General features: G+C 72.3%; 27 protein-coding genes. 11 read left to right on the plus strand and 16 right to left on the minus strand.

The annotated features are described in order from the left end of the window. Position 1: 1 nt before the first annotated feature. The gene (locus GA0070604_RS15680) at positions 2–652 is read right to left on the minus strand and encodes a LysE family translocator (protein ID WP_091118614.1); all 651 of its coding nucleotides are present in this window, start codon (positions 650–652) and stop codon (positions 2–4) included. 101 nt (positions 653–753) lie between these two features. On the opposite strand from GA0070604_RS15680, the gene GA0070604_RS15685 reads away from it, so the two are divergent. Next, entirely contained in the window at positions 754–1302 is a 549-nt protein-coding gene (locus GA0070604_RS15685) for a GNAT family N-acetyltransferase (RefSeq protein ID WP_091118615.1), read from the plus strand. A 43-nt stretch (positions 1303–1345) separates the two neighbouring features. Here GA0070604_RS15685 and GA0070604_RS15690 read toward each other — a convergent pair whose 3' ends face one another. Continuing rightward, on the minus strand, positions 1346–1777 hold the full coding sequence (locus tag GA0070604_RS15690; RefSeq protein ID WP_091118616.1) for a YkvA family protein: 432 nt from the start codon (positions 1775–1777) through the stop codon (positions 1346–1348). Positions 1778–1900: 123 nt separating this feature from the next. Between GA0070604_RS15690 and GA0070604_RS15695 the strand changes: the two genes are divergently transcribed. Then, positions 1901–2407 (plus strand): DnaJ family domain-containing protein, encoded by a 507-nt coding sequence (locus tag GA0070604_RS15695; protein WP_244161920.1) that lies wholly within the window; start codon positions 1901–1903, stop codon positions 2405–2407. Between the two features lie 6 nt (positions 2408–2413). Here GA0070604_RS15695 and GA0070604_RS15700 read toward each other — a convergent pair whose 3' ends face one another. After that, positions 2414–2980, minus strand: coding sequence for a hypothetical protein (locus GA0070604_RS15700; protein ID WP_091118617.1), 567 nt, complete (start codon positions 2978–2980; stop codon positions 2414–2416). Positions 2981–3100: 120 nt separating this feature from the next. On the opposite strand from GA0070604_RS15700, the gene GA0070604_RS15705 reads away from it, so the two are divergent. The 3 genes from GA0070604_RS15705 to GA0070604_RS15715 all read left to right on the plus strand — a co-directional run bounded on the left by GA0070604_RS15705 (position 3101) and on the right by GA0070604_RS15715 (position 5924). Continuing rightward, the gene (locus GA0070604_RS15705) at positions 3101–3868 is read left to right on the plus strand and encodes an SIR2 family NAD-dependent protein deacylase (protein ID WP_208602070.1); all 768 of its coding nucleotides are present in this window, start codon (positions 3101–3103) and stop codon (positions 3866–3868) included. Between the two features lie 74 nt (positions 3869–3942). Next, positions 3943–4872, plus strand: a complete 930-nt coding sequence (locus tag GA0070604_RS15710; RefSeq protein WP_208602071.1) for an RNA polymerase sigma-70 factor — start codon at positions 3943–3945, stop codon at positions 4870–4872. Positions 4873–5438: 566 nt separating this feature from the next. Continuing rightward, entirely contained in the window at positions 5439–5924 is a 486-nt protein-coding gene (locus tag GA0070604_RS15715; RefSeq protein WP_244161921.1) for a DUF1062 domain-containing protein, read from the plus strand. Positions 5925–6243: 319 nt separating this feature from the next. Here GA0070604_RS15715 and GA0070604_RS15720 read toward each other — a convergent pair whose 3' ends face one another. Then, positions 6244–6939: a helix-turn-helix transcriptional regulator gene (locus GA0070604_RS15720; protein ID WP_091118619.1), complete on the minus strand. Its 696-nt coding sequence runs from the start codon at positions 6937–6939 to the stop codon at positions 6244–6246. A gap of 50 nt (positions 6940–6989) precedes the next feature. Between GA0070604_RS15720 and GA0070604_RS15725 the strand changes: the two genes are divergently transcribed. Then, positions 6990–7679, plus strand: coding sequence for an alpha/beta fold hydrolase (locus GA0070604_RS15725; RefSeq protein WP_091118620.1), 690 nt, complete (start codon positions 6990–6992; stop codon positions 7677–7679). 266 nt (positions 7680–7945) lie between these two features. On the opposite strand, the gene GA0070604_RS15730 is transcribed toward GA0070604_RS15725, so the two are convergent. The 4 genes from GA0070604_RS15730 to GA0070604_RS15745 form a co-directional block, all read right to left on the minus strand. Continuing rightward, positions 7946–8413, minus strand: a complete 468-nt coding sequence (locus GA0070604_RS15730; RefSeq protein WP_091118621.1) for an HNH endonuclease family protein — start codon at positions 8411–8413, stop codon at positions 7946–7948. A 77-nt stretch (positions 8414–8490) separates the two neighbouring features. Beyond that, entirely contained in the window at positions 8491–8775 is a 285-nt protein-coding gene (locus tag GA0070604_RS15735) for a hypothetical protein (protein WP_091118622.1), read from the minus strand. Between the two features lie 44 nt (positions 8776–8819). Continuing rightward, entirely contained in the window at positions 8820–9128 is a 309-nt protein-coding gene (locus tag GA0070604_RS15740) for a hypothetical protein (protein ID WP_091118623.1), read from the minus strand. Between the two features lie 77 nt (positions 9129–9205). Continuing rightward, the gene (locus GA0070604_RS15745) at positions 9206–10240 is read right to left on the minus strand and encodes a LacI family DNA-binding transcriptional regulator (protein WP_091118624.1); all 1035 of its coding nucleotides are present in this window, start codon (positions 10238–10240) and stop codon (positions 9206–9208) included. Between the two features lie 286 nt (positions 10241–10526). On the opposite strand from GA0070604_RS15745, the gene GA0070604_RS15750 reads away from it, so the two are divergent. The 3 genes from GA0070604_RS15750 to GA0070604_RS15760 all read left to right on the plus strand — a co-directional run bounded on the left by GA0070604_RS15750 (position 10527) and on the right by GA0070604_RS15760 (position 14713). Then, positions 10527–11477, plus strand: a complete 951-nt coding sequence (locus GA0070604_RS15750) for a LamG-like jellyroll fold domain-containing protein (protein ID WP_091127165.1) — start codon at positions 10527–10529, stop codon at positions 11475–11477. A 39-nt stretch (positions 11478–11516) separates the two neighbouring features. Further along, complete coding sequence (locus GA0070604_RS15755; protein ID WP_091118625.1) at positions 11517–13622, plus strand: PQQ-dependent sugar dehydrogenase; 2106 nt, start codon at positions 11517–11519, stop codon at positions 13620–13622. Positions 13623–13771: 149 nt separating this feature from the next. Continuing rightward, on the plus strand, positions 13772–14713 hold the full coding sequence (locus tag GA0070604_RS15760) for an inositol-3-phosphate synthase (RefSeq protein WP_091118626.1): 942 nt from the start codon (positions 13772–13774) through the stop codon (positions 14711–14713). A gap of 41 nt (positions 14714–14754) precedes the next feature. Here the strand turns inward: GA0070604_RS15760 and GA0070604_RS15765 are convergent, their stop codons facing one another. The 7 genes from GA0070604_RS15765 to GA0070604_RS15795 are packed head-to-tail and all read right to left on the minus strand — an operon-like array spanning position 14755 to position 21833. Then, positions 14755–15870 (minus strand): glycerate kinase, encoded by a 1116-nt coding sequence (locus GA0070604_RS15765; RefSeq protein WP_208602072.1) that lies wholly within the window; start codon positions 15868–15870, stop codon positions 14755–14757. Then, positions 15870–16709: a sugar phosphate isomerase/epimerase family protein gene (locus GA0070604_RS15770; protein WP_244161922.1), complete on the minus strand. Its 840-nt coding sequence runs from the start codon at positions 16707–16709 to the stop codon at positions 15870–15872. Before GA0070604_RS15770 ends, GA0070604_RS15765 begins: the two co-directional genes overlap by 1 nt. Before the next feature lie 43 nt (positions 16710–16752). After that, on the minus strand, positions 16753–17916 hold the full coding sequence (locus GA0070604_RS15775) for a dihydrodipicolinate synthase family protein (protein ID WP_091118629.1): 1164 nt from the start codon (positions 17914–17916) through the stop codon (positions 16753–16755). Beyond that, complete coding sequence (locus tag GA0070604_RS15780) at positions 17913–19064, minus strand: Gfo/Idh/MocA family protein (protein ID WP_091118630.1); 1152 nt, start codon at positions 19062–19064, stop codon at positions 17913–17915. The genes GA0070604_RS15775 and GA0070604_RS15780 overlap by 4 nt, the downstream gene beginning before the upstream one ends. Positions 19065–19090: 26 nt before the next feature. Further along, positions 19091–19912: an ABC transporter ATP-binding protein gene (locus tag GA0070604_RS15785; RefSeq protein WP_091127166.1), complete on the minus strand. Its 822-nt coding sequence runs from the start codon at positions 19910–19912 to the stop codon at positions 19091–19093. A gap of 5 nt (positions 19913–19917) precedes the next feature. Then, on the minus strand, positions 19918–20937 hold the full coding sequence (locus tag GA0070604_RS15790) for an ABC transporter substrate-binding protein (RefSeq protein WP_091118631.1): 1020 nt from the start codon (positions 20935–20937) through the stop codon (positions 19918–19920). A 17-nt stretch (positions 20938–20954) separates the two neighbouring features. Beyond that, positions 20955–21833 (minus strand): ABC transporter permease, encoded by an 879-nt coding sequence (locus GA0070604_RS15795; protein ID WP_091118632.1) that lies wholly within the window; start codon positions 21831–21833, stop codon positions 20955–20957. Between the two features lie 195 nt (positions 21834–22028). On the opposite strand from GA0070604_RS15795, the gene GA0070604_RS15800 reads away from it, so the two are divergent. Together GA0070604_RS15800 and GA0070604_RS15805 are read left to right on the plus strand one after the other, a co-directional pair. Next, on the plus strand, positions 22029–23057 hold the full coding sequence (locus tag GA0070604_RS15800; protein ID WP_091118633.1) for a LacI family DNA-binding transcriptional regulator: 1029 nt from the start codon (positions 22029–22031) through the stop codon (positions 23055–23057). Between the two features lie 26 nt (positions 23058–23083). After that, positions 23084–24250: a mandelate racemase/muconate lactonizing enzyme family protein gene (locus GA0070604_RS15805; protein ID WP_091118634.1), complete on the plus strand. Its 1167-nt coding sequence runs from the start codon at positions 23084–23086 to the stop codon at positions 24248–24250. Positions 24251–24853: 603 nt separating this feature from the next. Here GA0070604_RS15805 and GA0070604_RS15815 read toward each other — a convergent pair. Then, complete coding sequence (locus GA0070604_RS15815; protein WP_244161923.1) at positions 24854–26314, minus strand: hypothetical protein; 1461 nt, start codon at positions 26312–26314, stop codon at positions 24854–24856. Positions 26315–26596: the final 282 nt, after the last annotated feature.

The following is a 26596-nucleotide window of genomic DNA, read 5'->3' on the forward strand; positions in this document are numbered from 1 at the left end:
GTCAGGGGGTGGCGACGGCGGCGCGGGAGCGGTCCGCGGCGATACGGACCGCGAGGCCGGCCAGCACGCTGCCCATCACGTACCGCTGTGCCCGCGCCCAGGCCGGCCGGCGGGTCAGGAACGCCGACACCGTACCCGCGGTGAGCACGATCAGCCCGTTCACGGTCAGCGCGATGCTGATCTGGGTCAGCCCGAGCAGCAGGCTCTGCACCGCAACGTGGCCGCGCGCCGGGTCGATGAACTGCGGCAGCAGCGACATGTACAGGATGGCGATCTTCGGGTTGAGCAGGTTGGTGACCAGCCCCATGGTGAACAGCCGCCGGGGGCGGTCCGGCGACAGTGGCGTCGGGGTGAACGCCGACCGGCCGCCCGGGCGCAGCGTCTGCCAGGCGAGCCACAGCAGGTACGCCGCCCCGGCCAGCTTCACCGCCACGTACAGCGGGGGCACCAGCACGAACACCGTGGCGATCCCGGCGACCGCCGCGGCCAGGTAGACCAGGAAGCCGACGGCCACGCCGAGCAGCGACACCAGCCCGGCCCGTCGGCCCTGGGTGACCGACCGGGACACCAGGTAGACCATGTTCGGGCCGGGCGTGAGCACCAGACCCAACGCCACCAGGGACATCCCCAGCACCGCACCAACCGAGACCATGCGTCCTCCTCCGTACCCGACTCCCGACCCTACGCCCGGACCCCGTCGGTGGCGTGACGTCCGGGGTCGCCAGGAATGATGGGGCGGGCCAGACTACCGACATGTCGATCGTGCTACACGCCCCGCCCACCCCGTCCGCGCCCGGTCTGCTGCTGCGGCCGTGGCGTGTCGGCGACGCCGAGGCGCTGCTCGCCGCCTACCGGGACCCGGTGCTGCGGAGCTGGACCCGACAACCGGTGGACACCCCGGCCGACGCGCAGGCGTTCCTGCGTCGCAGCCGACAGGGCTGGGCGGCCAACCGCCGGTTCAGCTTCGCCGTGCTGGAGCCGACGCCCGACGGGGAGCAGCTGGTGGCGCACGTGCTGGTCAAGGAGGTCGCCCCGGGCCGGCCGGCGGCCGAGGTGGGCTACTGGACGGCGGCGCCCGCCCGGGGGCGCGGCGTCGCGCCGCGCGCGGTCGACGCGGTCAGCGACTGGGCGTTCGCCCGCTTCGCCGCCACCGGGCTGACCCGCCTCGAACTACTGCACCAGGTCGACAACGCGGCCTCCTGCCGGGTGGCGGAGAAGAGCGGGTACGTCTTCCAGGATGTGCTGCCGGCCCGGCCGCCGTTCCCCCGCGACGGCCACCGCCACGTCCGCCACCTGGCCTGACCGGCGACCGCCGACGTCGGCCCCGCCGGTGCCCCCCCCCGGGTCAGCGATCGGCCGGCTCGGCGCCGGTTGCCGCCGCGCCGGCCGGTGCCGGACCGAGCAGCCGCAGCAACAGTCGTGGCTCACCCGGCCAGGCGTCGAGGAGCACCTGCCGGGGCACCCGCCGACCGGCGTAGCGCAGCGCGAGGGCCACCACGACGATGTCGTCGAGTGGGCCGATGACCGGCAGGAACTCGGGGATCAGGTCGATCGGGCTGGCCACCCAGAGCCCGGCGAACACGATCGCGACCTTCGCCCGGCGCGGCACCCGGGGATCCTTGCGCAGCCGGCGCACCGTGGTCAGACAGTCGGGGATGAACGCGGCCAGATCGCGCAGGATGCCCGGCGGGAGCCGCCGGGCCAGCAGCACCAGCAGCGCCCAACTCGCCAGCAGACAGGCCACCGCGAGGCCGAGCCCGATCAGCCAGTCGCGCACGTCGGTGGTCCTCCCTCCCGCTCTACGGTACGGGCCACGCGGAATGTACGCCGCGTCGCACCCGGCCGCCCACGGGGAACAAACCGCCTGGACCGAGCGCTGCCCCGGCGACGGATACGGTGGGTGCGGGAGGTGACGGCGGTGGTGGCTGGCTGGGACGCGGCGGTCGAGGCGCAGATCCGCTCGGCGCAGGAGCGCGGCGAGTTCGACAACCTGCCGGGCGCGGGCAAACCGATCCCCGGGCGGGGCCTGCCCTACGACGAGTCGTGGTGGATCAAGAGCTTTCTGGAGCGGGAGCGGATCCCGGGCGACCTGCTGCTGCCCACCCCGTTGCAGCTGCGTCGACGGGTGGAGCGGTTGCCCGACGAGGTGCGGGACCTGCCGACCGAGGAGTCGGTGCGGGCGACGGTCTCCGCGTTGAACCAGGAGATCGTGGACTTCCTGCGTTCACCGAGCGGACCACGGGTGGTGGTCCGCCCCGTGAACGCGGAGGAGATCGTCCGACGCTGGCGGGAGGAGCGCGAGCGGGCAGCCGCCGAGCGGGTCGCCACCGCCGAGGCGGCCGACCGCACCACCGTGACGGTCGGCGCCCCGCGCCGGCGCTGGCGGCTGCCCTGGCGCCGGCACTGACCCGCCTCAGCCGAGCGCGGCCCGCCAGGTCCACGCGGTGCGCCGCGGCCGGTCGCCCAGTGGAGCCCGCCCGGTCATCCAGAGCAGCACCGCCACCGGGTCGCCGCCCGGCGCGTCCGGGAACAACCGGCCCAGCACCCCGGCGCACAGCTGCGGCGGCGGCGACCAGTCCAGCCGGAGACCACCGGTGATGTCACAGGTGTGCAGCAGAGTCTCCGCGACCCCCATCGCGGCGAAACCGCCCGGGTCGCACGGCCCCCAGTGCCAGGCTCGGGCCGCTGGGTCGGCACCGTCGACGGCGGCGGCGAGGAGTCCGGCGCTCGCGGTCACCACGGTCAGCAGGTCGGCCGGCGTCGCGTCGGTGCGTACCCGCAGGTCGACGGGGAGGTATTCGTCGGCCGGTAGGCCGGTCAGCTGGGCCGCGTAGGCGAACAGGTCATGGGCCACGTGCGCGGCGGTCGTCCAGCAGGACCAGGTCAGCTCCGCGGCCGCCACGGTCCAGTCCCGGTCCACGGCGGGCCGCAGTACCCGGTTCATCTCGGCGGCGGCCGCCCGTACGTGTGGCCCGGTCATCCCTGTCATGTCGTCGACTCTGCCAGCGCTCGCCGCCGGCCGGCCATCCGGCCCGGCCTGGGATGCCGTGCACCGAAATGCGCTCGCCGGGCGTCTCGCCCGCTTCCTACGATCACGCCCATGGAGTGGACGCGAGGGATCACGCGGGTGGCGGTACTGACCGGCGCGGGCATCTCCACGGATTCCGGCGTGCCGGACTATCGCGGCCCGGACGGAATCTGGACCCGGGACCCGGCCGCGGCGCAGGCCTTCACGTACGACCGGTTCCTGTCCGATCCTGTGCTGCGGGCCCGGTTCTGGGACACCTACGCCGGGCACGCCGCCTGGCTCGCGGAGCCGAACGCGGCGCACCGCGCGCTGGCGGAGCTGGACCGGTCCGGCACAGCGGTGCGGGTGCTCACCCAGAACGTCGACGGGCTGCACCAGCGGGCGGGCCTGCCGGCGCGCAAGGTCCTTGAGCTGCACGGCACGATCCGCGAGGTGCGGTGCACCGGCTGCGGTGTCCGTACCGCTACGGAACGCACGCTGCTCCGGGTCCGGATGGGCGATTCCGATCCGAGGTGCGACGGCTGCGGGGCCATCCTGAAACTGGCCGTGGTGCTGTTCGGGGAGCACCTCGACCCGCGGGTTCTCGACCAGGCCCGGCAGATCGCCGCGGCGTCGCAGCTGCTGCTGGCCGTGGGTAGTTCACTGCTGGTCGAGCCGGCGGCCTCGCTGTGCTCCATGGCGGTGCACGCCGGCGCGCGGCTCGTGATCGTGAACCGGGACGAGACGCCGTACGACGACCTCGCCGACGAGGTGGTGCGGGAGCCGATCGGGGAGGCCCTGCCCCGGATCGTGGCCGCGCTGCGCGCGAACCGGAAGCCCACGCCCACGCCGGCGGAGTGACCCGTCGCACACGCCGTCACAAGGACCGGCCGCGCGGTGTCTCAGGGCCGAACACGAGCGACGAGGGAGACACCATGGCCGGACCTCTGGTGAACGACCGTAACGCCATCAGCGGCCACGCCACTGACCCGGCGACCGAGAGTTTCCTCGCCCACCGGAACCTGCTCTTCACCGTCGCGTACGAGATGCTCGGATCGGCGGCCGACGCCGAGGACGTCCTCCAGGAGACCTGGCTGCGGTGGACCAAGGTCGACCTGGGGCAGGTGCGCGACCGGCGCGCCTTCCTGGTCCGGATCACGACCCGGCAGGCGTTGAACCGGCTGCGCACGATGAAGCGCCGCAAGGAGGCCTATGTCGGTCCCTGGCTGCCCGAGCCGCTGCTCACCACGCCGGATGTGGCCGAGGACGTCGAGCTCGCCGAGAGCGTGTCGATGGGGCTCATGATCGTCCTGGAGACACTGTCGCCGACCGAGCGTGCCGTCTTCGTGCTGCGTGAGGCCTTCGATCTCGGCTACGACGAGATCGCGGCCGCCGTCGGCAAGAGCCCCGCGGCCGTCCGCCAGATCGCGCACCGCGCCCGCCAACACGTCGATGCCCGCCGCCCCCGCGAGGTGGTCTCTCCGAGCGAGGCCCGGGCGGCGGTGGAGTCACTCCAGCGCGCGATCGAGACCGGCGACCTGCAGGGCCTACTTGACGTGCTCGCCCCTGACGTCGTCCTGGTGGGCGACGGCGGCGGCATCAAGCAGGCCGTGCCACGTCCGATCACCGGCGCTGACAAGGTGTCGCGTCTGTTCTTCGGTGGTCTGGGCCGGGTCGACGGCACACTCACCGTTGAACCGACGGTGGTCAACGGCAACCCGGCCCTCCTCGTACGACTAGACGGCGAGATCGACGGCGTCATGGCGATCCGGATCGAGAACGCCCGCATCACCGGCCTCTACTACGTCCGCAACCCGGAGAAGCTGACCCGCATCGAATCCGAGAATCGGCTCACCCTGCGTTGAACACCGGCGGCGGCTGACCCGTCCTGTTCCTCAGGCGCTGATCCCGGTTGCCCTACTGCCGTCACTGGGCCGGCCCACCCGCCCCGCTGTGTCCCCGGGTTACTGGGCAAGGGATACACCGACGCGCTCACCCGGCATGCCCGGGGCGCCAGCGCTCTCGATCGGGTTCCTGGTCGCCGCGGGAGCGGCCGCGTTCACCGCCGCCGCGCTACGGATCCGCCGGACGGCCTGGTAAACCACCTCCGTCGGAAAACCGTTTGAGCCTTCCTTCCGCGTTCGCGTAGGTTGCCTGCGGCCCGTCACTGTGAGGACAGAGGACAAAACCGCGTGACCCCGCCTGCTCTCTAGACCTGACACCTTCTTCCGCTCACCTGTAGCCGACGCTCCCGTCGGTTCTGCCGGGCTGCCCTTGCGCACCCGGTCATACGGCGTTTGAGGCCGCGCGTATTCGGCCTCGTGTCAGGTCTCGAGAGATCAGGTCTAGAGAGATCATGTCTTCACAACCTCATACTGTGCTGCCCTGGGTCGTTCGTCGGACCAGGCTGCCTCTGCTGTCGTTGCGGTGCGTGGACTGCCGCTCGGAGCGGGCCACGACCGGCGAGGGCAGGTTCCGCGTCAACGCCAACGGCAAGCTGCTGGACGTGTGGCTGCTGGTCCGCTGCGTATCCTGCGATCGGACGAGCAAGCTCGCCGTGCACGAGCGAGCGTCGGTCAGCTCCTTCGATCCGGCCGAACTCCATGGCTACCACGTCAATGATCAGGAACTGGTGGCGTCCAGGTTGTTGGACCCGCTACTCGCCCGGCGCGGCCGCTTCGCGCTGGACTGGACGGGGGCCTGGCGGCTCGACACCCCGTCGGGATGCCTCGACGAGGCGTGGCCGGTCCAGGTGGAGGTCGTCTTCGAGGATCCGGTGCCGGTGCGCCCGGAACGGCTTATCGCGCAAGGACTCGGCCTCAGCAGGAACGAGGTGCTGCGCCGGATCAAGTGCGATATCCCGCTGCGCCGTCGGACGAGCGCTGGATTCACCTTCAGCGTGATGGCCGGGGACTAGTGGGAATGTCGCCGGGCGGGCCACCGTGGCCCGCCCGGCGACATTAGTTGGGCTCACCGAACCAGCTGCGGCCCGCGAAGCGATGTCCACCCCCCGATGCCTCGGCGCGTCCACCGTGCCATCCGAGCCTGCCCGGCCTATTTATCGGATTGTCGTTAACAGTAATCCGATAAATAGGCCGGGCAGATGCGGACATATCGGTGCTACATCATAATGACAGTTCTTGTGCGTAAGGCGACAGGATGGTGCACAGGGCGGGCGGTTCAGGGCTTACCGAGGGCCTGGTGCCGGTCGACTGTGGTGGCGGACGCGGGTGGCGTCACAGTTCGGCGACGGCTTCGGCGGTGGCGGGCGGTGTGCCAACGGCTTCGACGGGGATGCGGGCGGCGGGCTGGGTTGTCAGGTGCGCGGCGCTGACGCGGTCGAGGCGGAGCCAGCGGATCGCTTGACGAGTGTGGCAGCGCCCGACGAGGTACCAGTGTCCATGGGTGCGGGCCAGGAGCACGGGATCGAAATGCCGGGTGGTGGGCGTGCCATGCCGATCGCGGTAGTCCACGACCAGGACGCGTTGTGTGTGGAGCGCCTGCTCGATCGCGTGTCGGGTCCGGGCGTCGCCGGGTGTGTCGGTGTGGTCGATCCAGATGCGACCGTTCAACGCGGTGGCGTTCTCTCGTGCGCGGGTGTCCATCACGCTGAGCACCTTGACCAGGGCGGCGCGGGCGTGGGTGTCGAAGGGCTGTCCGCGGTGGGCGGCCACGGCGGCGGCGAGGCCGGAGACCTCGGCGTCGGTGAAGTTCACCGGTGGGAGGGTCGCGGCGGCGTCGACGATGTAGCCACCACCGGGCCCGGGGCGGGCCCAGACCGGGAAGCCGCCGTGTTGTAGAGCGGAGATGTCTCGTTTGATCGTGCGGACGCTGACCTCGAAGACCTCGGCGAGTCGTTCCGCCGAGCGGCCGGCGGGCCCCGCGCGCCGCAGTTCCTCACGCAAGGCGTAGAGACGGTCGGTGCGGTTCATCCAATAAATAGTGACATACCGGTGACATCGCTGGCGCCGACGATGATCCCATGAGCACCTCACGCGATCCGATCATGTTCCTCAGCGGCGCCGGGCTTCCCGCCTGGATCTGGGACGACGTCCGCCGCGAGCTCGGCGAAGGGCAGCAGACCTGTGTCGCCTCCCGACCCCAGGGCGGCCGAGCCCGGTTACGCGACTACGCCCAGGCGGCCATCGACTCGGCCCCGCCGGGCGGGTACGCGATCGTCGCGCACTCGGCCGGTGGTGTGATCGGCGCCGAAGTCGCCCGGCTCGCGCCCGAACGCGTCAGCGCGTTCCTGGCGATCAGTGCCGTGATCCCGCGGCCGGGAGGATCGTTCGTCTCGGCGATGCCGGTGCCGAACCGGTGGGTGCTCAGTGCCGTGATGAGACTCGCCGGGACCCGGCCACCGGACTCGGTGATCAGACGCGGCCTCGCCCATGGTGTGGACGAGGAGGTCGCCGACCGTATCATCGCCGACTTCACCCCCGAGTCACCCGCCCTCTACCGAGACCGGACCGCGCCCCGGTCGTGGAGCGGGTGGCGCGGTTACCTGCGCACCGCCGACGACCATGAGCTGCCGATGGCGCTGCAACAACGATGCGCCCAGCAACTCGGCGCAGCCTGGCAGAACGACGTCAGTACGGGCCATCTTCCGATGCTCGAAGACCACCGAGCCGTCGCGGCTGCGATCACACGATTCCTCGACGCACGGCCGTGACATTTCATCGGCTGAGGGGCGGGCGGAGTCCTCGGTGAGGAGAGACCCCTCGGGCGATCGCCGCCGTGCTTCGCCGGTGGGCGCGGACCGGCGAAGCCGCCGGAGGCCTACTTCTACCCGACGGGCCTGGTCGTCATGCCCCGCAGTCCGGCAACCTCCGTAACAGCCGCCGGCCGGGACGGGTGTTGACCGACGTCACCGGGCCGGCGCAGATCAACGTCCGCCGGGACAGGGCTTGAGCAGGTAGCCGGTGGCGCCGGCCCGGATCAGTCCGGGTCGCGGCCGTACCGGGCTCGGGCCTGCGCGACCTCGGCGGCCCGGCGTTCCCGCCAGCGTCGCTGGGCCTCCTGGTTGCAGATCCGGCACACCTGCCGGTACTGGCCGGTCGCCTCGTCGACCTCCCGGTCGTGCCCGTTGCGGCACCGGTCGCCGCGGCGGCGGGAGCGGCAGTTCTCCGCCCGGCTCAGCTGGCGCAGGTGGGTGGGCTCGATGCAGTCCGGCACGCCGCACCGCTGGTCCACGTCCAGGTCGGGATCGTAGCCGCCGACGAACACCACGTACGCGGCGATGTGCGCCCACGCCCGCCCGGCCAGCTTCTGGTGGATGCCGCGTCGTTCGCCGTATCCGCGCACGATCAGGCAGCCGTCGTCGCGGCGGGCCGACCGGCCGAGCAGGTAGGCGCGCAGGCTCTCCTCGGTGAAGTGACGGGACAGGCCCTTGACCTGCGACAGCATGCGCCCAGGGTAGGGAACGGACGGCAACGGGACGTGGGCGACCCCGCCGCGCGGGGCCGCCCTTCGACGCCGTGCCGTCACCGTTCGGTGCGGTCCTCGATCTCGGTGCCGGACTCCCCGGGGCGGGCCCCGATCGCCTGCTCGGCGGCCCGGCCGCCGGTGCTCTCGTCACCCAGGTTGAGGTCGCTGCGGGGCATGCCCTCCGTCCCGGAGACCGTGCCGGTGCCGTCCGGTGGGCCGGCGGCGCGGGAATCCCCGGTACGACCCCGCGTCACGCCGCGGTCGTCGATGCGCCCGTGCGCGGTCTCGCCCGCCAGGTGGTCGGCTCGGGCCTTCGCCACGCGGTTGATGTCGTCGCTCATGTCGCCTCCCGTGTGGTGGCTGTCGAACTGGTCGGCAGCGCCGGTCAGTGGTCGGTGCCCGAACGTCCCGGTCTCGGCGTACCCGTTCGGGATGCGGCCGTCTGCGCGGCGGGGCCACCGACGGACTCGCGTCGCCCCACGCCCTGGCCGTGGTGAACGCCCTCGTTCGTGCCGGGAGCACCCGGTTCAGTCAGACTTGTGTCGATCGGCCCGCCGGTCGGCTCGGCCAGGCCGGCCCGGCGCAGCGCGGCGACGAGGTCGTCGTGTGGCATCCGGTCGCTGTCCGGGATCCCGGCGGCGTACGCGATGGCCCGCAATGTCGCCAGGTCTTCGTCTACGAAAGAATCGGCCATGCCGGTGCGTTCCCGGGCCTCGGCACGGGAAACCCGCCGGCGGTGGTTCGGTGCTCGACCCCGCCGCGCAGGCGGGCTCAGTTCTGCGGTGCGGGGCCGGTCGAGTCGCGTACGACCAGGGTCTGGCCGGTGGACCGGCGGCGCGGGCGGGTGGTGCGTGGCTTGAGGGCGAGGCCGAGCGCCATGCGCCCCATCTGCGTCATCGGTAGGCGTACCGTGGTGAGGCTCGGCGCGAGATCGGCCGCGACGGACACGTCGTCGAAGCCGGCCACCGACATCCGTTCGGGCACCGGCACGCGGTGGGCCCGTAGGGCGGACAGCACGCCGATCGCCATCGCGTCGTTGAGGGCGATGATCGCGGTGCTCTCCGGATGCTCGCGCAGGATCTGTTCGGCCGCGATCCGGCCGCCGTCGCGGGTGAAGTCGCTGTGCACGACGGGCAGCTCGTCGAGGGTCAGCCCGTGTTCGGCGAGCGCGGCGGCCACGCCGGTGAGCCGGTCGGCCACCGTGGTAAGTCCGGGGATCCCGGCGGCGACGGCGATCCGCCGGTGCCCGAGCTCCAGCAGGTGCGCGCCGATGGCGCGGCCGCCGGCCTCGTTGTCGGGTAGGACGGCGTCGACGCCCAGGCTGTGCCGGCCGACGACGGCGACCCGGCCGCCGGCGCGCTGGAACTCGGCGAGTTCGGTGCGCGCCTCGGTCTCCATGCGCTGGTCGTCGTAGCCGGACCCGGCGATCAGGATGATCCCGACGCGCTGGGCGATGAGGTGGCGCAGTTGGCGCAGCTCGTGGTCGGGGTCGCGGCCGGAGTGGGCGATCTGGACCAGCAGCCCCTCCTCGGCGGCGAGTTCGAGCACCCCGCTGGCGATCTCGGAGAAGTAGGGGTCGTCGATCTGGTGCACGATCAGACCGACGGTGGAGCTGGCCCCGCCGGCGAGGGTGCGGGCGTACGGGTTGGCGACGTAGCCGAGTTCGCGGGAGACCTGCCGGACGCGGTCGGCCACCTCCTCGCTGACGCCCTCCCGGCCGGCCAGGGCGCGTGAGGCGGTGGCCAGCGAGACGCCGGCGCGTTCGGCCACGTCGACGAGGCGCAGCCGGGGACCGGGTCTGGGCATCCTTGACTCCTCGGAAAACATTGATCCGCACCGCGCTCTTGCCTGTGGCGTAAGGCACAGCATAGGCTACGAAAGCGCTTACGTAAGCGCTTTCGTAGCGCGCGGCACCGCCGTTGCTCAACCGTCGCAAGGCGAGCCTCACCTCGGCCGTACGGCGACTGAGCGGTCATCAGTCCAGTTCAGACGTATCCTCCGACGCCAGCTACCGAGCACGGCCCCGCGCCTGGTCACGTAAGCGCTTTCGTCAGCGGCCATCACCGCGTACCGACGAATGGAGCACCGTCCGATGAAGAGAAGCAGACGGGCCGCCATCGCGGCCACCGCCCTGCTGGGGCTGGCCCTGACCGCCGTGGCGAGCCCCGCCCGCGCCGACCGGCCCGGGCCGCACGACGTGCACCCCGCACTGTGGTCACACCTGGTCGCCTTCTACGACTTCGACCACCCGGTGCCCGGCGACGCCGCGCTGGAGCGGGACCTGGGCCGCTCGGGCACCGAGATCGAGCTGGTCAACGGCGGCGCGGACATGCGGGTGCCGGATCGCGCGTACAAGGGCAGCGGCAACGCGCTGCAGACCCGGCAGGTCAACCCGGAGGTCGCCGGCAACGACGACTGGAAGGCCGGCATCTGGTCGTCCAGCGGCGTACGGACGCTGCGCGCGTTCAGCGGCGCCGAGGGCACCACCGTGATGGGCTGGTTCAAGCGCGAGATGGACGGCCCGGCGCTCAACTCCAACACCGCCAACCCGACCGACCGGTACAACGCGATCGGCCTGGCCGGTGTGCTGACCGGCGACTCCGACGGGCACGCCGTACGGGCGCTGCTCGAGCTCATCGACGTCAACGGCGAGCTGCGCCTGGTCGCCCTCGGCCGACGCCTCGACGGCGGGTCCTCGCAGACCTTCGCCGCCGTCGAGGACTGGCGAAACCTGCTGCCGAAGGGGGAGTGGGTGCACCTGGCGGCCACCTTCGACTTCACCAGCGGCACCATGGCGCTCTACCGCAACGGCGAGCCGGTCGAGGGCTTCTACACCACCGCCGGTGATCCGTGGAAGCTGTCCGGGCCCGGCCCGTACGTCACCAGCGCCACCGATCCGCGCGGCATCAAGATCGGCGGCAGCTTCCCGCAGAACACCCGTGAGAACAACCCGTGCGACTGCCGCATGGACGGCCTCATGTTCCTCGACAGCGTCATCCCGGCCGGCGACATCGCCAAGCAGTACCGCTACATGGCCCACTGACCGTCCCTCGGCACCGTTCCACCGAGAAGGAGAAACCGCGTGTTCATTCGCGCTGGCAGCGCCGGCCGGCTCCGCAGAGCCGCACTGACCGCCGGAGTCACCGCCGCCACCCTCGTCCTGTCCACCCTGGTCGCCAGCCCCGCCCGGGCCGCCGGCGCCGTCTACGACCCGATCCCCGAGACGCCGGACCAGTCGCGGCTGGGGCTGGTGCTGCAGGAGTACGCCAGCTTCCCGCAGTCGGACCCGAACCCGGCACCGACCGACCAGCGCCTGGTACGCAAGGCCCGGATCAACACCATCAGCGAGTTGCCCGACGGCTCCGGCCGCCGGGCCGTGCCGGACCTCAACGGCAACCTGTACCTGGTCGAGGACGGCGTGCCACACGTCTACCTGGACGTGGCGGCGGCCTTCGCGCCGCAGTTCTTCTCCGGCCGGGGCCTCGGCCAGGGCTTCGGGTACGTGGCGTTCCACCCGGACTTCGCGCGCAACGGCCGCTTCTACACCATCCACACCGAGCAGGCGTCGCTGGCCACCAGGACGCCGGACTACGCCCAGCCGAACACCATCTACCAGGGCGTCATCACCGAGTGGACGACCACCGACCCGGCCGCCGACACCTTCACCGGCACCCACCGGGAGCTGCTGCGCATCGGCTTCGGCGGCCAGATCCACGGCATCCAGGAAATCAACTTCAACCCGACCGCCAAGCCGGACGACGCCGACTACGGGATGCTCTACCTGGCCGTCGGCGACGGCGGGCAGGGCTACCGCAACGGCGACCCGCAGGACATGGGCCTGCCGCACGGCAAGCTGCTGCGTATCGACCCCCGCGGCACCAACTCGCCCAACGGCCGGTACGGGATCCCGGCCGACAACCCGTTCGTCGGCCAGGCCGACGCGCTCGGCGAGATCTACGCGGTGGGCTTCCGCGACCCGCACCGGTTCAGCTGGGACCGGGCCACCGGCCGGATGTTCCTGGGCCACATCGGCGAGCACGCCGTCGAGGCGATCTACGAGGTCCGGGCCGGGGACAACTTCGGCTGGAGCGAGCGTGAGGGCTCGTGGGTCTTCGACAAGGCGTCCACCAAGCCCTGCGACAAGCTCTACCCGCTGCCGGCCGACGACGCGAGCCACGGCTACACGTACCCGGTGGCCGCGTACGACCACGACCCGGCCCCGGGCTGGAACTGCACCTCCGACGTCGGCGTCGCGGTGGCCGGCGGGTTCGTCTACCGCGGCAGGGCGCTGCCGGCGCTGAAGGGCAAGTACGTCTTCGGTGACCTCGTCGACGGCCGCGTCCTCTACACCGAGGCGAACGAGATGCGCCGCGGCACCGGGCTCGCGCCGATCCACCGTCTCGCCCTGTACACCACCGCCGGTGACCCGGTGCGAATGCAGGACCTCTCGGCGCCCGGCGCGCCCGGCGATCCGAACCGGGTCGACCTGCGCTTCGGCACCGACGCGGCTGGCGAGCTCTACATCCTGGCCAAGGCCAATGGGAAGATCTGGAAGGTGGTCGGCACCAGGACGGTCGCGGAGGGCGAGGTGGGCAAGAGCAAGGTGGTCCACACCGGCGGCGCGGCGAACTGGGCGCCGGTGACCCCGTCGAAGTGGCAGTTCGACGGCGACCAGGTGATCCTCGCGGAGGAGGGCGTGAGCCGCCCCGGCCCGCGCCGGCCGTTCGAGTACGCCATCCTGACCAAGGGCCCGGCCTGGTCGTCGATGCAGATCGACGCCCGGGTACGCCTCGACACACCGGTCGAGGTCACCAACCGGGACGTGATCATCGTGTTCGGCTGGCAGTCGGACACGCAGTACTACTACGCGCACCTGTCCACCGACAACTCGATCTACCCGCACAACGGCATCTTCAAGGTCGACAACGCCGACCGGGAACGCATCGACCAGCAGTGGAACGGGCGCTCCCGCGGCGCCAACCCGGCCATCACCGACGCCGACTGGCACAAGGTGCGGGTCGTGCACCTGCCCGCCACCGGTGAGATCGCCGTCTACGTCGACGGGCACAAGGATCCGCTGCTGACCGCGAAGGACAGCACCTTCACCTCCGGCCGGGTGGGCTTCGGCTCGTTCGACAACATCGGCCGTACCCGTCTGTTCACGGTGACCGGTACGCCGGCCGCCTGACCGGCGACCAGCGCGGGGCGGCGGCGCGGATGTGCCGCCGCCCCGCCGCGTCTGAGCGAGGCGGGTGCGGTGGCGGCGGATGGGCACCCTGTTGGCCCCGTACGGCCGCGACGGGAGGTCGTTGACGCCGGTCCCGGTACCCTCACTCCATGATCGAAAAGGTGAGGGTCGCCGTCGTCGGGGTGGGTAACAACACGTCGGCGCTGGTACAGGGGATCTCCTTCTATCGCGACACCGGCAGCCTGGTGGGCATTCACCGGCCGGAGATCTCTGGACTGGGCGTCGGTGACATCGACGTCGTCGCGGCCTTCGCCATCTCCGACGCCAAGGTGGGTAAGGACCTCCACGAGGCGATCTTCCTGCCGCCCAACAACTTTCCCCGTCTTGCCGCGGAACTTCCGCCTTCGGGCGTGACGGTGCAACGCGGTCTCGTGGACTCGACGGAGATCGAGCGGGTGGCGCACGCCCTGAAGGGCGCCGAGGTGCTGCTCTACTCGGCGCCGAGCGGCAGGCCGCAGACCGCTCAGGCGTACGCCGAGGCGGCCCTGACGGCGGGCGTGGCGTTCGTCAACACGACCTCGGACGCGGTCGCCCGGGAGCCGTCATGGCTCCGGCGCTTCGAGGAGGCCGGCCTGCCGTTGATCGGCGATGACCTGGCCAGCCAGTTCGGCACCTCCGTGCTGCATCACACCCTGCTGCGGCTACTTGAAGAGCGCGGCCTCACCCTGGTCAGTTCGTATCAGGTCAACCTGGGCGGCACCGAGGACTTCCGTAACCTGGTCGAGAACTCCAACACCAAGAAGCAGTCCAAACTGAACGCCCTGGGGTCGGACAAGGTTCAACTGGCTCCCCTCGGGTATCTGCCGCAGCTGGGATCTGAGAAGATCGCCCACCTCAACATCGAGGCGAAGGGCTGGGGCGAAACCGCGGTGAGCCTGGACGTGCGGTTGAAGGTGCACGACCCCAGTGGCGCCGCCGGCGTCAACATCGACCTGATCCGTATCGCGGCCACGGCCCTGCGGGCGGGGCGCGGCGGCTACCCGGCCGAGGCGGCGACGCTGTTGAAGTCCCCTCCCGGGACGGCGGTCTGACGCCCCGACGAGCGGAGGCCGGCCGGGCAGCGATCCGGCGGCTAACAGCCGACGGCGGACATCTGCTCGTTGCCCAGCCGGCCTGCCAGCACGGCACCGGCCTCGGTCAACCACCGGGCCGGGTCGTGCAGCGCCGCCTCGACGGAACCGGCGAGTTCCACCAGGGACACCGACGCCGACACCGAACCGGGGACCGGCCCGCTGACCTGTCCGGCGGCCACCCCGACGCGAAGTCCGGCAGCCTCGGCCGCCGCCAGCAGTGACCCGACGACCTTGCCGGTCAGTGAGGTCTCGTCGAACCGGCCCTCCCCGGTGAGAACCAGGTCCGCGTCGGCGAGCGCGTCCGGCAGCCCGACCAGTTCCGCGATGGTCGTCGCGCCCGGGACGATCCGCGCACCCCACAGCGCCGCCAGCCCGTACGCGGTGCCGCCCGCTGCGCCGGCTCCCGGCTTGTCGGGGTCACCGCCGACCAGGCCGGCGAGCCGGCGCAGCGCCGCGTCCAACAGCGTCACGTCGGCCGGTTGCGCGCCTTTCTGCGGCCCGTACACGGCGGCGGCACCGGCCGGCCCGGCCAGTGGCGCGGTCACGTCGACCAGCAGTTGGACACCGCCGGGCGGCGCGGGGAGCAGTTCGCCGGTGTCGACGTGGGCCAGGTCGGCCAGCGCGGCGCCGCCGAGCGGCAGTTCCCGGCCCCGCGTGTCGCGTAGCCGCAGGCCGAGGGCGCGCAACGCGCCGGTGCCGCCGTCGGTGGACGCGGAGCCGCCGAGGCCGATGACGAGGCGGGTGGCCCCGGCGTCGAGGGCGGCCCGGGCGACCGCGCCGAGCCCGTACGTGTGCGCGCCGAGCGGATCCGGGGCGGCCATCAGCGGCAGGCCGCTGGACTGGGCGAGTTCCAGCACGGCTGCCCCGTCGGGCAGCGCCAGCCAGACGGCGGTCACCGGACGCCCGTCGGGTCCGGGCACGGTCACCGTGCGGCGTTCGGCCTCGGGCAGGGCGGCGGCGAAGGCGTCGACCGTGCCTTCGCCGCCGTCGGCCAGGGGGATCAGCCGTACGTCGTCGCCGGGCCGGCGGGTGAGCCAGCCGCCCGCCAATGCGCGGGCGGCGGCGTCGGCGGTGACGCTGCCCTTGAACGAGTCCGGCGTGACGACGATCCGCATCAGTCGGCCAGCACCAGCCGGACGTAGCGGTCCTTCATGGTGGCGAGGACCTCGTCGGGGTTGGTCGCCCATACCTCGGCGTTGAAGATCTCGACCTCGGTGTCGCCGGTGTAGCCGGCCTGTTCGACGGCCCGGCGGAACGGCGGGAAGTCGATGTGGCCGTCACCCATCATGCCCCGGCCGAGCAGCACGTCGGCCGGCAGCGGGGTGAGGAAGTCGCACACCTGGAAGCTGGCGATGCGCGCACCGGCGCGGGCGATCTGCCGCCACACGTCCGGGTCCCACCAGATGTGGAAGGTGTCGACCACGACGCCGACCTGCTCGACCGGGAACAGCTCGGCGAGGTCGAGCGCCTGCCCGAGGGTGGACAGCACGGCCCGGTCGGCGCAGTACATCGGGTGCAGCGGCTCCAGGGCCAGCCGGACGCCGTGTTCGCCCGCGTACGGGGCCAACTCGGCGAGCGCGTCGGCGACCCGCTGCCGGGCGCCACGCAGGTCGCGGGAGCCCGGCGGCAGCCCGCCGACGACCATGACCAGGCAGTCCGTACCCAGGCCGGCCGCCTCGTCGATCGCGCGCCGGTTGTCCGCCAGCGCGGCCCGGCCGGCGTCGCCGTCGGCGGTGAGGAAGCCGCCGCGACACAGCGACGACACCCGAAGCCCGGCGTCGGCGACGAGTTTCGCGGCAGCCCGCACCCCGATCTCGGCCACCGGTTCCCGCCACAGCCCGATCGCCGGGATGCCGGCGCGCACGCAACCGGCGACGGCCTCGCGCACCGACCACGACTCGGTGGTGCGCTGGTTGAGCGACAGCCGCGCCAGGCGCGGGTCGACGGCGTTCACGCCGGGGCTCCGCTTCGCCACGCGCCGCCGCTGGTCCGCTGACTCACGCGGTCACCCCCGCGACGGACAGGTACCCGCGCATCCGCGCCACGGCCAGGTCGGGGTCGAGCAGGAGGCCGGCGGCGTCGGCGAGGCGGAACGCCCGTACCAGGTGCGGCACACCGCGCCCGCTGTGCAGCCCGCCGACCATGGTGAACCCGGGCTGGAAGCCGTTGAGCCAGGACAGGAACGCGATGCCGGTCTTGTAGTACTGCGTCGGCGGGGCGAAGACGTGCCGGGACAGCGGCACGGTCGGGTCCAGGATCTCCCGGAAGCCCGCCGTGTCCCCGGCGTCGAGGCGGTGCAGTGCCGCCGACGCGGCCGGGGCGATGGCCGCGAACGCGCCGAGCAGGGCGTGGCTGAACCGCTGGCCGTCGCCGGCGATCAGCTCCGGGTAGTGGTAGTCGTCGCCGGTGTAGACCTTGACGGTGGCCGGCAGCAGCGCGCGCAGCCGTACCTCCCGCTCGGCGTCCAGCAGCGACACCTTCACCCCGTCGATCACGTCGGCGTGGGCCGCCACCAGCGACACGAACGTCTTGGTCGCCTCGTCGAGGTCGGTCGAGCCCCAGTAGCCGGTCAACGCCGGGTCGAACATGTCGCCGAGCCAGTGCAGCACCACCGGTGCGCTCGTGCCCCGCAGCACCTGCTCGTAGACGCGCAGGTAGTCGTCCGGGCCGGTCGCGAGGGCGGCGAGCTGCCGGCTGGCCATCACCACCGCGGTCGCGCCGCACTCCTGCACGAAGGCGACCTGCTCGGCGTACGCGGTGACGACCTCGTCGAGGGTGTCGGGCACGCCGGTGAGCTGGTCGGTGGCCGCCCCGGCGACGATGCGTCCACCGCAGGCGGCGGCCTCGGCGGCGCTACGCCGGATCAGTTCCCGGGTGGCGGCCCAGTCCAGCCCCATCCCGCGCTGGGCGGTGTCCATCGCCTCGGCGACGCCGAGCCCCCACGACCACAGGTTGCGCCGTACGCCGAGGGTGGCGTCCCAGTCCAGCCGGGCGGGCTGGCCGGGGGCGTTGTCGGCGTACGGGTCGGCGACCACGTGCGCCGCGGCGTACGCGATCCGGCTGGCCGGCGGCCCGGCCGGCCGCTGCCAGCCGGCCGGCTCCCGCAGGGTCAGCACCTCGGTCCCGCCACCCGTGCCGGGCAGGGTGATCCGGGCGGTCACAGGCTGATCTCCTCGATCTCGACCCGCCGCCCCTCCCGGGCCGAGCGCAGCCCGGCCTCGGCGAGCTGCACGCCGCGGGCGCCGGCCAGGAAGTCCCACGGGAACGGCTCGTCGTCGACGACGTGGCGCAGGAACGCCTCCCACTGCACCTTGAAGCCGTTGTCGAAGTCCTCGTTGTCGGGGACGGTCTGCCACTGGCCGCGGAAGTTCTCGGTGGCCGGCAGGTCCGGGTTCCACACCGGCATCGGGGTGGCGCCCCGGTGCTGGATGCGGCACTCGCGCAGCCCGGCCACGGCGCTGCCGTGGGTGCCGTCGACCTGGAACTCGACCAGCTCGTCCCGGTAGACCCGCACCGCCCAGGACGAGTTGATCTGCGCGGTGATGCCGCCGGCCAGCTCGAAGATGCCGTACGCGGCGTCGTCGGCGGTGGCCCGGTAGGTCTGGCCGGTCTCGTCGACGCGCTCGGGGATGTGGGTGGCGATGTGCGCGGTCACCGCGGTAACCGGGGCGAAGATCTGCTCCAGCACGTAGTGCCAGTGCGGGAACATGTCCACGACGATGCCGCCGCCGTCCTCGGTGCGGTAGTTCCAGCTCGGCCGCTGGGCGTTCTGCCAGTCGCCCTCGAACACCCAGTAGCCGAACTCGCCGCGTACGGACAGGATGCGGCCGAAGAATCCGCCGTCGACCAGCCGCTTGAGTTTGCGCAGGCCGGGCAGGAACAGCTTGTCCTGCACCACGCCGTTCTTGACGCCCCGGGCGGCGGCGAGCCGGGCCAGCTCCAGGGAGCCGGTCAGCCCCTCGGCGAGCGGCTTCTCGGTGTACACGTGCCGGCCCGCCTCGATCGCCGCCCGGATGGCCTTCTCCCGCTGCGCGGTCACCTGGGCGTCGAAGTAGATGTGGTGGGAGTCGTCGGAGAGCGCGGCGTCCAGGTCCGTCGTGTACGACGTCAGCCCGTGCCGGGCGGCGATCTCGGCGAGCTTGGCCTCGTTGCGGCCCACCAGGGTCAGCTCGGGCCAGATGCGGCTGCCGTCCCGGGCGGGCAGGCCGCCCTGCTCGCGGATGGCGAGCAGGGACCGGACGAGGTGTTGCCGGTATCCCATCCGTCCGGTCACGCCGTTGAGGATGATCCCGATAGACGTGCGCTCCACGTGTGTTTCCTTCCCAGGTCCGGTGGTTATTCGGCGGTCGTCGTCGCACCCAGGAGGTCCCGGATGCGTCCCGTGGCGTGCGCGAAGGCGGGCTCCGACATCGTCTGGCCGTAGTCGCGCTCGACGGGGAGGTCGACGTCGATGACCTCGGCGACGGTGCCGGGTCGAGGGGTCATGACGATCACCCGGTTGGCCAGGTAGACCGCCTCGGCGATGGAGTGGGTGACGAGCAGGACGGTGGTGCCGGTCTCCCGCCAGATGCGCCGCAGCTCGACGTTCATCTGCTCGCGGGTGAGGGCGTCCAGGGCCCCGAACGGCTCGTCCATGAGCAGGACCGGGGGGCGGTGCAGCAGCGCGCGGCACAGGGCCACGCGCTGCTGCATCCCGCCGGACAGTTCGTTCGGGTACGCGTCCTCGAAGCCGGTCAGTCCGGTCATCGCGATCAGCTCGTCGACCCGCTGGCGGGCCTCGGCCCGGGGCATGCGCCGCATCTCGGCCTGGAGCAGGATGTTGCGCCGGGCGGTACGCCACTCCAGCAGTGCGGCGCGCTGGAAGACGTACCCGATGTCGCGCCGCGGCCCCCGCACGTCCTCGCCGTGCAGGCGGACCTGGCCGGACGACGGCCGCAGCAGGCCGGACACCAGCTTGAGCAGCGTGGACTTGCCGCAGCCGGAGGCGCCGACGATCGAGACGAACTCGCCGGGTTCGATCCGCAGCGAGACCTCGCGCAGCGCGGTGACGTCCTTCTTCTTGGTGCGGAAGCGGACCGCGACCTGGTCGATCTCGACCGCGGCGCCGGTCGCCGTGGCGTCCGTGGGCCGCTGCGTGGTGGTGTTGCCGACCGTCATCGGGTTCATCCCTTCGGCGCGAAGCTCGCGTCCCAGTAGGTCGCCGGGGACTCGGCCTTGCTGATCACGCCGGCCTCGGCGAAGACGTTGATCGTCTTCGTCCAGTCGGATTCGTCGTTGACGCCGGGGGCCTTGCCCTTGGTGGCGTCGGTGTGCAGCAGTTGCAGCGTGGCGTTGAACTGTTCGGTGAGCACCTTCTCCGAGGGCAGCTGCTGGGAGGCGCCCTGCATGGCCTCGACCGCGCCGGTCGGGTTGCCCTCGGCGGCCGCCCAGGCCTCGCTGCTGGCGGCGACCATCCGCTTGACCAGGTCCTGCTTGTTCTTGATGGTGTCGGCCGAGGCGATCAGGCCGTTGCTGAAGAAGGTCAGGCCGTGGTCGGCGAACTTGAGGTAGGAGACCGGCTTGCCGGCCTTTTCCTGCATGGTCGGGCCCTGGTCGGTGGCGAAGCCGAGCAGCGCGTCGGTCTTGCCCGACATGACGGCGGCCATCTTGCCGGCCGGGTCGGTGTTCTGCAGGGTCACGTCACCGTCGCTGAGGCCGTTGGCCTTGAGGAAGGCCGGGAAGGTCTTGCTCAGCGCGTCGCCGGCGGTGGAGGCGATGGTCTTGCCCTTGAGGTCGGCGGGGGAGTTGATGTTCTTGTCGGTGAAGAACTGCACCGACGACGGGGTGGTCTGGAGGAAGACGCCGACGCTTTTGACGTCCATGCCCTGGCCGACGGCGGAGAGCAGGGCGGGGGTGTCGGCCCAGCCGAAGTCGGTCTGCCCGGCCGCGGTGGCCTGGATGGTCTTCTGCGAGCCCTGCCCGGCCTGGATGGTCAGGTCGATGCCGTGCTTGGCGAAGATGCCCTGCTTCTTGCCGAAGTAGAACGGCGCGTGCTCGCCGTACGGGTACCAGTTGAGGGTCAGGGTGACCTTGTCCTGGCCCTGGGCGTTCTTGCTCTGCTCGTCGGAGGACGAGCCGCAGGCGGTGATGGTGACCAGTGCGAGGGCCGGCACGAGCGCGGCGGCGATGCTGCGCAACTTCATGGGGCGGGGTCTCCTATTCAGAGCGACGTCGTAGCGGCGTCGGTACGGCGGCTGGCGTGCCATGGAAGGACGAACTTTTCGAGCACTTCCACGACCACGAACAGGACGACGCCGAGCAGCGACATGATCAGCAGCCCGGCGAAGAGCGTCGGGGTGTCGAGGTTGCCGTTGGCCTGCAGGATCACGTAGCCGAGGCCCTCGTTGGCGCCGACGAACTCGCCCACCACGGCGCCGGTGACGGCCATCGTGGCGGCGACCTTGAGGCCGGCGAACAGGTGCGGCAGGGCGGCCGGGAAGCGGATCTTCGCGAAGGTCTGTCCCGGGCCCGCGCCCATGGTCGCCGACAGTTGCAGCATCTCCGGGTCGATCGACTTGAGGCCGGTGACCGTGGAGATGACGATCGGGAAGAAGGCCATCAGCACCGCGACGACGACCTTCGGGGAAAGCCCGAAGCCGAGCCACACGATGAACAGCGGCGCGATGGCGATCTTGGGGATCACCTGGGCGAACAGCAGCAGTGGGTAGAGGCTCTTCTCGACCGTCGGGGAGTAGACCATGACGACGGCGGAGAGCACGCCGACCGCGATCGCGATGGCGAAGCCCAGCACCGTCTCGTAGGTGGTGATCCAGGTGTGGTGGGCGAAGTAGCTGCCCTGGTCGAGGACGACGTCCAGTGTGGCGCCCGGTGAGGGGACGAGGTAGGGCTTGACCAGCTCGGCCGCGGTCACCGCCCACCAGACGACGAAGATCGCCGCGAGCACCGCGGCGGGACGCCAGGTGCCCTGGACGAGGCGGAGCAGGCCGGCGCCGGCCGGGTCCCGGCGGCGGGCGGCCGGCACGGGGGTGCGGGCCGGCGCGGTCGGCTCCGGTTGCTCGATGGTGCTCTGCGCGGCCATGACCCTCCGTTCTCCGTGGCTGGCCGGCGGTTCCGGGATCCCAGCCGTTGGGTAGGCGCGTGCCATCGCTCAGGGCCGAACCGATCCGGGGGAGTCTCGGGGCGACCCTGAATGCGCTTTCAGTAAGCGCTTTCAGGGTGCTACGGTAACCACGCCGAAATCTTCCGGTCAAGAAGTTCCGCAGGGGGAAAGTCCATGCAGCCACGGACGCACGTGACGCTGGAAGACGTGGCCAGAGCCGCCGACGTCTCGCTCGCCACGGCCTCCCGGGCACTCAACGGCATGCGGGTTACCCCGCAGCTGCGGGACCGGGTGCTGGCGGCGGCGGAGCAGCTGGCGTACACGCCGAACGCCCACGCCCGCGCCCTGGCCGGGGCGTCGCACCGCACGGTCGGCGTGATCTGCCACGACGTCAGCGACCCGTACTTCGCCGCCGTGGCCGGCGGCGTCATGCGGGTCGCCGGGGACAAGGACCTGCTGGTGATGCTGGCCAGCACGTTCCGCGACCCGGAGCGGGAGATCGCGTACGTGTCGATGCTGCGCGCCGAGCGGGCGCTGGCCATCCTGCTCATCGGTTCCGGGTTCGAGGACCCGCACTGGGAGCGGGCCCTGGACGCCGAGCTGAAGCCCTACCTGGACGGCGGCGGCCGGGTCGCGGTGGTCAGCCGGCACCGCAGCCTCAAGGTCGACAGCGTGCTGCCGGAGAACCGGGCCGGGGCGGCCGCGATGGCCCGCGCCCTGCTCGACCTGGGGCACCGCCGGTTCGCGGTGCTGACCGGGCCGCCGGCGCTGACCACCGTCACCGACCGGTTGGGCGGCTTCCGCGACGAGCTGAGGAAGGCCGGCGTGTCGCTGGCCCCGGCCGACATCGTGGAGGGCCCGTTCACCCGCGACGGCGGCTACGGCGCGATGACCGAACTGCTGGCCCGGGGACTGACCGCCACCTGCGTGTTCGCGCTGACCGACGTGATGGCCATCGGCGCCTGCGCGGCGCTGCGCGACCACGGACTGTCCGTGCCGGGCGACGTCTCCGTCGCCGGCTTCGACGACATCCCGATCGTCCGCGACCTCACCCCGCCGCTGACCACCGTCGCGCTGCCGTTGCAGCAGCTCGGGGAGAAGGCGATGGAGCTGGCACTCACCGACAACACCGGGCGGCGACGCCGGATCCTGCGGATGGGCGGCGAGGTGGTCGTCCGGGCCAGCACCGCCAAGCTGGCCTGACCGGGACAATCAGGAAAGGTGCCATCATGACCGCTGCCGCCACCGCCCTGGCCGGGCTGACCGTCGACTCGGTACGGACGTACGCCGTCGCACTGCCCACCGTGCGCTCGTTCGGGGTGTCCGGCGGGTCGGTCGCCGTCGCCGGGCGGCCCAGCATCCGCGTCCTGGTCAAGGTCACCGCCGACGGGCTGACCGGCTGGGGTGAGGCCACCCCGATCCCCGCCTGGACGTACGAGACCGCGGAGTCGATCGTCACCACCGTCGACCGGTACCTCGCCCCGGCGATCCTCGGCCGCCCGGCCTGGGATCTCGACGGGGTGACCGCGGCCTTCGACCGGGCGGTCAACCGGGGCTTCACCATCGGCGCCCCGTTGGCCAAGTGCGCCGTCGATGTCGCCCTGCACGACCTGCTCGGCCGGGCGCTCGGGGTGCCCCTGGGTGTGCTGTGGGGGCAGCGCCGCCAGGACACGATCGAGCTGGGCTGGATCGTGTCGGGACAGACCGCCGCCGAGGTGGCCGACGCGGTCGCCGAGGGACGCGCGAACGGATACCGGGCGTTCAAGGTGAAGGTCGGCCTGCACCGCGAGGCCGAGGACGCCGCCGTGGTACGGGCGGTCCGCGAGGCCGCGCCCGACTCCGCGCTCTGGGTCGACGCCAACCAGGCGTACACGGTCGACGCGGCGCTGCGCATGGCCCGCCGGCTGGTCGACCTCGACGTCACCGCGTTCGAGCAGCCGCTGCCGGCCAACGACGTCGCCGGGCTGCGCCGCCTGCGGGAGTCCTCGCCGGTGCCGGTGGCGCTCGACGAGAGCCTGCGCCACCCCAGCGACCTGGCCACCTTCGTCAAGCTCGACGCGGTGGACGTGGCCATCGCCAAGGTGCAGCGCAGCGGCGGGTTGACCCTGTCGCGGCGGTTGTGCGCGCTCGCCGAGGACGCCGGCGTGCGGCTGATGGGTTCCGGTCTCACCGACTCCGACCTGGGTCTGGCGGCGTCGCTGCACCTGTTCGCGGCGTACGGCATCGACACGCCGGTGGACCTCAACGGGCGGCAGTTCCTGGAGTCGTCGTACGCCACCGGGGCGACCGTGGAGATCAAGAACGGCGTCGCGCGGGTGCCGACCGGGCCGGGCCTCGGCGTGGACGTCGACGAGTCGGTGGTGCGGGACCTCGCCGTCGACGTCCTCGCCGGATAGCCGTCGCCAAGCTCCGCGCCGACGGGTTCGAGGTCCGCGAGGAGGACGTCGCCCGCCTCTCCCCATCCGTGCGGCAGCACATCAACATGCTGGGCCGGTACTCCTTCCAGCTCCCGGAGCTGCCCGGCGGGATGCGGCCGCTGCGCGACCCGGACACGTCCGGGGACGAGTGACGAGCGCGGGCCCTCGCGACCGAGCGCCAACGGATCAAGGGTGCCGGCGCGTACGGCGGTGGTCGCCAGAGTGGTGTAGTGCATCGTGAAGCGGCCACCCAGAGCGTCGATAGCGTGTCCTACCGCACCCAGTATCTCGGCCAGCTGATCGGGGCGGAGCCGGGTGAGGCCGCCGGTCGAGGGGAGCAGATCCAGCCACTGGTCGCGCGTGTAGGACTGCTCCCAGTCGAATCGCCACTGTTCCGGGTCGTTGAACTGTTTGGTCTCGCGGATTTTGTCGGCGATCGTCGCGTACCCCGCCTGGTACATCTCCAGCGGACGTCGCGCTGGCTGTCGTGCACCGGCGGCCACGCTGAACCCGGCTTGTAGCCCCCAACGGTCCTTCTCCGGCTTCTTGTGCCGGGACAACCTCTGGCGCGCCGGCGCGCGGTCAGCCGCGGGTGGCGCCGAGGCCGAGCAACACCGCCAGGCCGAGGGCGCTGCGCGGGGCGTACGGCACCCGCCACAGCCCGCCGTGCGCCGCCCCGTACGCTTCGTCACGCCACGGATGGTCCTGGACCGGGCCGCCCCCGGTGCGCAGGTCGTGCACGAGCAGCGCGGCCATCAGGGTGTTGCTGGTGGCCGGCTCGAACACCTCGATGCCGAACCGGTGCGCGCCCGCGTACGCGGCGGCCAGCGCCCGGTTGCGCAGCACCGAGCGGGTCCGCGTCGGCGGGGCGACCTTGAACGACACGGTCGCCCCGGCGGCGCGCGCCTCCGTCGCCCGCCAACGTTGCAGCCGCTTGGCCAGGGCGTAGTTCGGGCCCTGCTGCGGGACCAGGCTGTCGTTGACGCCCGGGTCGGCGCCGGGCGGGTAGTTGCGGTGCAGCAGCCGACCGCCGGAGAGCACGCGCAGCGACCGGCGGGCGAGGCCCCGGGCGGCGTACCCCCGGTCGGCGTGCGCGACCGCCTCGGCCGGCACGGCGTACACGTCGGTGGGGGTGGCGAGGAAGGCCAGCGCCACGTCGTCGCGGTGCCGGCGCAGGTGCCGGGTGAGCGCGTCGACGGCCATGGCGACCCGTACGTTGGTGGCGCCGTCGGCGTAGACGTAGTTGCCGAGCACGAGCCGGCCGTCCAGGCCGAGCAGCCACTCGGCGACCTGGGGCAGGCGGTGCAGCAGGTCCGCGCCGGCGCCCGCGGCGAGGGCCTGGTCGTCGTCGCCGGTGCCGGGGCGTATCGGCAGATGCAGCCGGCCGCCGTACCGGTGGGCGGTGCGCAGCAGCCGCCGCCAGATGTCGGGCCGGGGCAGGTCGACCGCGACGACCTCGCCGCCCCAGCGCAGCACCGACGGCAGCGGGCCCATCTCGGCGCCGGCGCCGAGCACCACGACGCGCTGGTCGCGCAGGTCGAGCCAGTCCGGGTTGGCGATGACCGCGCGGACCGCCTCGGCGCAGGACGGCTCGATCACCCCGGCGGCGACCCAGGCGTCGAGCCGGCGGTGCAGCGCGTCGCCGCGCAGCCGCTGCCCACGGTACGGCAGCGCCAGTTCCCGCTCGGGCTCCCCGACGCCGGCCACGGTGGCGGTGTCCAGCGGTTGCCCGGCGTCGAGGGCGAAGACCTCGTCCAGCGGATGCTCCGCGCCACCCTCGTCGAGCACCCGCATCCGGGTGTGCAGCGCGGCGAGGCCGGCGCGGGCGACGCTGACCCCGGCGTCGCGGGAGAGCAGGCCCGCCTCGACCAGCCGGCGGAAGTGCCCCAGGTAGCCGTGCCGCCAGTTGGTCTCGTGCTCGGCCGAGCGCGCGCCGACCGGGTCGACCGCGCGCAGGGCGTCGGCGACGACGGCCCGGCCGAGCGCGCTGGTGCTGCGCGCGCCGCCGGTCATCGGGAACACCACCCCGGTCGGGCCCTCCACGGCCACCACCTCTCTCACCCCGGCCGATGCCGGCCGCGGCGTCCACTCTGCCGCATCGGGCGCCCAACGGTGGAGCCGGCCTGCCGGGTCGGGGAGGTTCCCACGCGGCCCGCTCGACCGGCTCGGATCACGGCTTGCTCACGGCGCGGTCACGAGGTTCACGCTTGCGTATCGGCTCGGCCACGACGGGCACCGCCACACTGTCGATCTGCGTCAATGGCCGGGACGGGTCCGGCGCGCCGCGTCCGGATCGCCCGCCCCTGCCTACCCCCGGAGGATCAG

This window comes from Micromonospora eburnea (genome assembly GCF_900090225.1).
GTDB classification, from domain to species: domain Bacteria; phylum Actinomycetota; class Actinomycetes; order Mycobacteriales; family Micromonosporaceae; genus Micromonospora; species Micromonospora eburnea.

What these genes read in the sequence shown, in the direction of transcription:
- GA0070604_RS15680 (WP_091118614.1), bottom strand. Translation starts at nt 652, where the DNA reads ATGGTCTCGGTTGGTGCGGTGCTGGGGATGTCCCTGGTGGCGTTGGGT.
- GA0070604_RS15685 (WP_091118615.1), top strand. Translation starts at nt 754, where the DNA reads ATGTCGATCGTGCTACACGCCCCGCCCACCCCGTCCGCGCCCGGTCTG.
- GA0070604_RS15700 (WP_091118617.1), bottom strand. Translation starts at nt 2,980, where the DNA reads ATGACCGGGCCACACGTACGGGCGGCCGCCGCCGAGATGAACCGGGTA.
- GA0070604_RS15705 (WP_208602070.1), top strand. Translation starts at nt 3,101, where the DNA reads ATGGAGTGGACGCGAGGGATCACGCGGGTGGCGGTACTGACCGGCGCG.
- GA0070604_RS15710 (WP_208602071.1), top strand. Translation starts at nt 3,943, where the DNA reads ATGGCCGGACCTCTGGTGAACGACCGTAACGCCATCAGCGGCCACGCC.
- GA0070604_RS15720 (WP_091118619.1), bottom strand. Translation starts at nt 6,939, where the DNA reads ATGAACCGCACCGACCGTCTCTACGCCTTGCGTGAGGAACTGCGGCGC.
- GA0070604_RS15725 (WP_091118620.1), top strand. Translation starts at nt 6,990, where the DNA reads ATGAGCACCTCACGCGATCCGATCATGTTCCTCAGCGGCGCCGGGCTT.
- GA0070604_RS15730 (WP_091118621.1), bottom strand. Translation starts at nt 8,413, where the DNA reads ATGCTGTCGCAGGTCAAGGGCCTGTCCCGTCACTTCACCGAGGAGAGC.
- GA0070604_RS15735 (WP_091118622.1), bottom strand. Translation starts at nt 8,775, where the DNA reads ATGAGCGACGACATCAACCGCGTGGCGAAGGCCCGAGCCGACCACCTG.
- GA0070604_RS15740 (WP_091118623.1), bottom strand. Translation starts at nt 9,128, where the DNA reads ATGGCCGATTCTTTCGTAGACGAAGACCTGGCGACATTGCGGGCCATC.
- GA0070604_RS15745 (WP_091118624.1), bottom strand. Translation starts at nt 10,240, where the DNA reads ATGCCCAGACCCGGTCCCCGGCTGCGCCTCGTCGACGTGGCCGAACGC.
- GA0070604_RS15750 (WP_091127165.1), top strand. Translation starts at nt 10,527, where the DNA reads ATGAAGAGAAGCAGACGGGCCGCCATCGCGGCCACCGCCCTGCTGGGG.
- GA0070604_RS15760 (WP_091118626.1), top strand. Translation starts at nt 13,772, where the DNA reads ATGATCGAAAAGGTGAGGGTCGCCGTCGTCGGGGTGGGTAACAACACG.
- GA0070604_RS15765 (WP_208602072.1), bottom strand. Translation starts at nt 15,870, where the DNA reads ATGCGGATCGTCGTCACGCCGGACTCGTTCAAGGGCAGCGTCACCGCC.
- GA0070604_RS15785 (WP_091127166.1), bottom strand. Translation starts at nt 19,912, where the DNA reads ATGACGGTCGGCAACACCACCACGCAGCGGCCCACGGACGCCACGGCG.
- GA0070604_RS15790 (WP_091118631.1), bottom strand. Translation starts at nt 20,937, where the DNA reads ATGAAGTTGCGCAGCATCGCCGCCGCGCTCGTGCCGGCCCTCGCACTG.
- GA0070604_RS15795 (WP_091118632.1), bottom strand. Translation starts at nt 21,833, where the DNA reads ATGGCCGCGCAGAGCACCATCGAGCAACCGGAGCCGACCGCGCCGGCC.
- GA0070604_RS15800 (WP_091118633.1), top strand. Translation starts at nt 22,029, where the DNA reads ATGCAGCCACGGACGCACGTGACGCTGGAAGACGTGGCCAGAGCCGCC.
- GA0070604_RS15805 (WP_091118634.1), top strand. Translation starts at nt 23,084, where the DNA reads ATGACCGCTGCCGCCACCGCCCTGGCCGGGCTGACCGTCGACTCGGTA.